General features: G+C 76.4%; 4 protein-coding genes. All 4 read right to left on the reverse strand.

Annotated features, from left to right (window positions below):
- The coding region (locus I4I78_RS30195; protein ID WP_218614915.1) for an FAD-binding protein at positions 1-800 on the reverse strand (800 nt) is incomplete at its 3' end.
- Positions 800-1,207 carry a roadblock/LC7 domain-containing protein gene (locus tag I4I78_RS30200; protein WP_218614916.1) on the reverse strand — a complete coding sequence of 136 codons (408 nt, stop codon included), beginning with the start codon at positions 1,205-1,207 and terminating at the stop codon, positions 800-802. The genes I4I78_RS30195 and I4I78_RS30200, both read right to left, overlap by 1 nt.
- The gene (locus tag I4I78_RS30205; protein WP_218614917.1) at positions 1,204-4,182 is read right to left on the reverse strand and encodes a nitrate- and nitrite sensing domain-containing protein; all 2,979 of its coding nucleotides are present in this window, start codon (positions 4,180-4,182) and stop codon (positions 1,204-1,206) included. Before I4I78_RS30205 ends, I4I78_RS30200 begins: the two co-directional genes overlap by 4 nt.
- 62 nt (positions 4,183-4,244) lie before the next feature.
- The coding region (locus I4I78_RS30210) for an MFS transporter (RefSeq protein WP_218614918.1) at positions 4,245-5,173 on the reverse strand (929 nt) is incomplete at its 5' end.

Below are 5,173 nucleotides of genomic sequence, written 5' to 3' on the forward strand. Positions count from 1 at the left end.
CGCGCCGGGGCGGGCAGGTCGAGGACGATCGTGGTGACGACGCCGAAGTTGCCCTTCCCGCCGCGCACCGCCCAGAACAGCTCCGGCTCGTGCCCGGCGTCGGCCCAGCGCACCCGGCCGTCCGCGGTGACGATCTGCACGGCGCGCACGTGGTCGGCGGTGTAGCCGAACGAGCGGGCGACCGGGCTCAGGCCGCCGCCGAGGGTGTAGCCGACGACCCCGACACCGGGCGCGCTGCCGCACAGCGGCGCCAGCCCGTGCCGGGCCGCCGCGGCGATCACCTCGCTCCACACCACCCCGGCGCCGGCCCGCACCGTCCGGGCTCCGGGGTCGACGGCCAGCTCGCGCATCCGTCGGGTGGAGACCAGCAGCCCGCCGCGCACCGGTGCGACCGCGCCGTGCCCGGTCGCCTGCACCGCGACCGGCAGCGAACGCTCGGCGGCGAACCGCACCACGGCCGCGACGTCGTCGGCGTCGCGGGCGCCGACCACCGCGTGCGGGCGGTGCACCACCGTCGCCGAGGACGCCGCGATCTCGGCGTCGAAGCCGTCGTCGCCGGGCAGCCAGACCGGGCCGTGCATGCCGTGGGCCAGTGCCCGCAGCTCACCGGCTGCGGGCTCCGGGACGACCGGGAACCTCACGGTCGCCGGGGCGGGCTCGTCGGCCGCGACGACCACCGTCTCCGGCGGCAGTGCCTCCCGGGACGCGGTCCGTCCCCGGGTCAGCGTGTAGGGGCGGACCGGTGAGCGCGCCGTGCCCGGGCCGGGCCGGCGCGCGTCGGTGCGGTCCTGCTCGGTCATCAGCGCGCGCCGGCCTCCTGCGAGCGCGGCTTCGGCGTCATGCCCTTGCCGACCCGCTCCACCAGCAGCGCCATCTCGTAGGAGACCAGGCCCATGTCGCAGTTCGGCGACGTCAGCACGGCCAGCGCCGCGCCGTGGCTGATCGCCATCACGATGAACGTGCCGTGCCGCATCTCGATCACGGTCTGCTCGACCGGCCCGCCCTGGAACACCCGCGACGCGCCGGTGGTCAGGCTGGCCAGCCCGGACGTGATCGCGGCCAGCTGGTCGGCCCGGTCGGCCGGGACCTCCGCGGACCGGGCCATGGGCAGGCCGTCCGCGGCGACCACGACCGCGTGCGCCACACCGGGTACCCGCTCGACGAAGTCCGTGACGAGCCAGTCGAAGTCCTGCTCGGGTGCTGTCATCGTCTCCTGCTCTCCATTGCGCGCCGACGTCCTTCCTGGTTCGCGGCGAACCGCCGCCGGACCGCGTCCGCGGAACGGTCCCAGGCCGCCGGTTGCTCCCGGGGCCGTTGCTGCCCGGCCGGTGCCGGGTCCCCCGCCGGTGAGACGGGCTCCTCCTCCGCAACCGCGCCGGGCACGTAGTTGGCACCCGGGTCGCGCAGGGGCAGCCCGGACGAGGTGGTCCCGGCCGCCGTCGGTGCACGGACCGCCGGTGCGGCCCACGCCCCGGCGTCGGCCCGGTCACCCGACGCCGTGACAGCGGTGTCCCGGGGGGTCCGCTCGCTCACCACGGCGCCGCGGGGGTCCCCCTCGGGGCGGTGCGGCGAGGCGGCGACCCGTCCGCGTGCCCGTCCCTGCTGGTAGCCGGCGTAGCGGCGGCGGATCGAGGCGGGCGAGCGGTCCGAGGCCCCGGCGTTGTCGGGGTCGCCGGTGCCGCCCGTGCCGTCCGTGCCGCCTGTGCCGTCGGGGCGGACCACCGGCAGCGGGCGGGTGCTGTCGTCCTCCCCGGCCGGGCCGGAGACGTCCGCCGCCTCGTGTGCCCCGCCGCGCGGGCCTCGGGTCTCGGCGCCGGGCCGGGCCGCGGTGTCCGGCAGCGCCCCGGGGACCGTGTTCGCGCCCGGGGCCCGGAGCGGCAGGCCGGCCGACGTCGTGCCGCTCGCGGTCGGCGAGAACGCCGCGGCGGCCCCGAACGCGTCGCCGGCCGAGTGTTCGGCGGGCGCGGGACGGGCGGGCTCGACCCCGTGACGCGGCGCGGGCCCGCCACCGGGAGCGGCGCCGGCCGCCGTGGCCGCCCCGGCCGCCAGCGACCCCCCGCCGAACCAGCTGTCCGGGCCGGGCCCTGGCGTGGACACCGCCTGCGACCAGCGTTCCCCGATCCATGCACCGTGCGCCGTGCCGTCGTCCCGTCCGCCGCGGTCTCCGCCGCCGGCCGGGGCCCGCGCCGGCTCGGTGCTCGGCGCCGTCGTCAGGATCGTGGCCGGCAGGGCGACGGTCGCGGTGACGCCACGCGGCTCGGCCGGGTGCAGCCGCACCCGCACGCCCTGGCGCGACGCGAGCCGCGCGACCACGTAGAGCCCCATCCGCCGCGACACCCCGGCGTCGATCTCGGCCGGTTCCGCGAGCCGGGCGTCGAGCTCCGCGCACTCGGCCCCGGTCAGCCCGATGCCGCGGTCGGTGATCTCGACGAACCCGGACCCGTCGGGCAGCGCCGTGGCGACCACCTGCACCCGCGAGGACCGCGACGAGAACGCGGTCGCGTTGTCGAGCAGCTCCGCGAGCAGGTGCACCACGTCGGAGACCGCGTCCTCGGCGACGAACACCGGCGGCACCTCGGCCAGGTCGACACGCTCGTAGCGCTCCACCTCCGAGATCGCCGCGCGCAGCACGTCGAGCAGGGGAAGCACCCGGTTCCAGCGCCGCATCGGCTCCTGCCCGCCCAGGACCAGCAGGTTCTCGCCGTTACGCCGCATCCGGGTGGCCAGGTGATCGAGCGCGAACAGGTTGCCGAGGCGGTCCGGGTCCTCCTCGCCCTGCTCCAGGTCGTCGATCAGCTCGATCTGGCGGTCGACCAGCGACTGGGTCCGGCGGGAGAGGTTCACGAACAGCGCGCCGGTCTGGGCGCGGCGCCGCGCCTCGGCCCCGGCCAGACGGATCGCCTCGCGGTGCACCTCGTCGAAGGACCGGGCGACCTCGCCGATCTCGTCGTCCCCGATCCTGTCGGCGGAGTGCACGGCGATCGGCTCGACCCGGGTGTCGACGGTGTCCGGGTCCTGGCTGCCGAGCCGGGACACGACGTCGGGCAGCCGGTGCTGGGCCACCGCCAGCGCGCCGGAGCGCAGTGCCCGCAGCGGCCGGACCAGCGACCGGGCGACCGCGATCGTGGCCACCAGCACCGCGACGATCACCAGCAGCGCGACGACCGCGGCCAGGATCGCCCGCTCGACCTGCTCGGTCCGCAGCGCCTGGGCCCGGTCGGCGATCGAGCCCAGTACCCCGGCCTCGACCGTGCCGAGCTTGTCCACCGTCCCGGACACCGCGACGTCCCAGCCCTGCGCGGCCGGTGCCCCGCCGGGCACCGCGCCACCCGGGACCGCGCCGGCGGCGGTGACACCGGTCAGGCGCGCGCTGGTGTCGTCGACGTCCGCACCGGCGACGACGTCGTCGAAGCTCTGGACCTGGGCGACGGTCGCCGAGGTGCGAAACTGGGCCTGCGCGCTCTCCTGCGCGGCGACGGCCCGGGTGAGCGCGTCGAACCCGCCCGGCTCGAACCTCCCGGCCGTCAGCGCCGCTCCCAGCAGCCCGTGCTGCGCGGCGAGTGCGGCCTTGGCCCGCGACAGCGACCCCAGCGCGCGCACCGACGCGGACAGCGCGGGGTCGCTCGAGTCCTGGGAGATCTCGTCGTCGACCGCGACCAGGTCGGTGACCACCGCCGAGTACCTGTCGACGGTGACCCCGGCCGGGAGCCGGTCCGCGGTGACCGCCGAGCGCAGCGCGGGCAGCGTGTCCAGGCGGAACAGCGCCCGGCGGACCCGGTCGCGGGTGGCCTCGGCGTAGGAGTCGTCGACGGCGTCCGCGTCGCGCCGCAGCTGCGCGGAGTCGCCGTCGGTGCGGGCCTGGGCGCCGGCCAGGTCGCCGGCGAGCGCGCCCGGGCGGCCCGCGCCGACGAACGTCGCGGCGCGCGCCTGCTCGGCCTGCAGGTCGGCCGTGGTCGCGGTGACCGAGCCCGCGAGCCGGGCCAGGGCGGTGGTCCGCCCGTAGGCGGTCGCGCTGCTCAGCGCCGCCGCGGTGACGACGACGCCGAGCACGATCGCGACGATCGTCGGCACCGCGATCAGGGCCAGCAGCCGGGTCCGCACCCGCCGGTTGCGCAGCGACCAGCGCGGCAGCGGCCGCGGCAGCTCCCGGGCGTCGTCGCGGGCCGGCAGTGGCTCACTCACGGCGCATCCCCCCGTCCGGACGGCGCATCACGCGTCCTTCGCTCCCCACTCCGGCGTCGTGCTTAGCGTTGCTCACTATAAGTCTGATGATCCATTCCGGCAGCGCCGGAGCCGGCAGGGCCGGAGCCCGCGGCGCCGTCGTCGAGCTCGACCGACGACGTGTCCTTGATCAACGCGACGGAGCCGAGCGTGATCAGCGAGACCACGACGAGGTAGCCGGAGATCGCGGCCGACGTGCCGGAGGCCGCGTAGAGCGACGTCGCGATGATCGGGGCGAACCCGCCGCCCACCACGGTGCCGATCTGGTAGCCCAGCGACGCGCCGCTGTAGCGCACCCGGGTCCCGAACATCTCCGAGAACAGCGCGGCCAGCGGGCCGTACATCGCGCCGAGCACCAGGTGCACGACGGCCAGGGCCAGCACGATCAGCCACACCGAGCCGGTGTCGATCAGCAGGAACGCCGGGACCGCCCAGACCGCCGAGGCGGCCGCGGCCCACAGGTAGGTGATCCGGCGCCCGATCCGGTCGGACAGGATCGAGGCGAGCGGGATGGACACGATCTGGAACGCCTGGGTGACGGTGACCAGCAGCAGCATCGTCGACTGCGGCAGCCCCAGGTTTCTCGTCCCGTACTGCAACAGGTAGGTGACGAACACCCACAGGCTCGCACTCGCCGCGACGAACGACCCGGCGGCCAGCAGGACCTGCCCCGGCCGGGTGCGCAGGACCTCGAAGACCGGGATCCGGGAGCGGACCTGTGACGCCGCGATCCGGACGAACGCGGGCGAGTCCTCCAGACGCAGCTGGAGCGCGAGTCCGAGACCCACGACCAGGATGCTGAGCAGGAACGGCACCCGCCAGCCCCACGCCAGGAACTGATCCTGGGTGAGCACGGCCGCGAGCAGGAAGAACAGCGCGTTGGACACGATGCCGCCGACCGGCGAGCCGAGCTGGGCCAGGCTGCCGTAGAAGCCGCGCCGGACGCAAGGTG

Source organism: Pseudonocardia sp. KRD291, assembly GCF_019263595.1.
In the GTDB taxonomy this organism is placed as follows: Bacteria; Actinomycetota; Actinomycetes; order Mycobacteriales; family Pseudonocardiaceae; genus Pseudonocardia.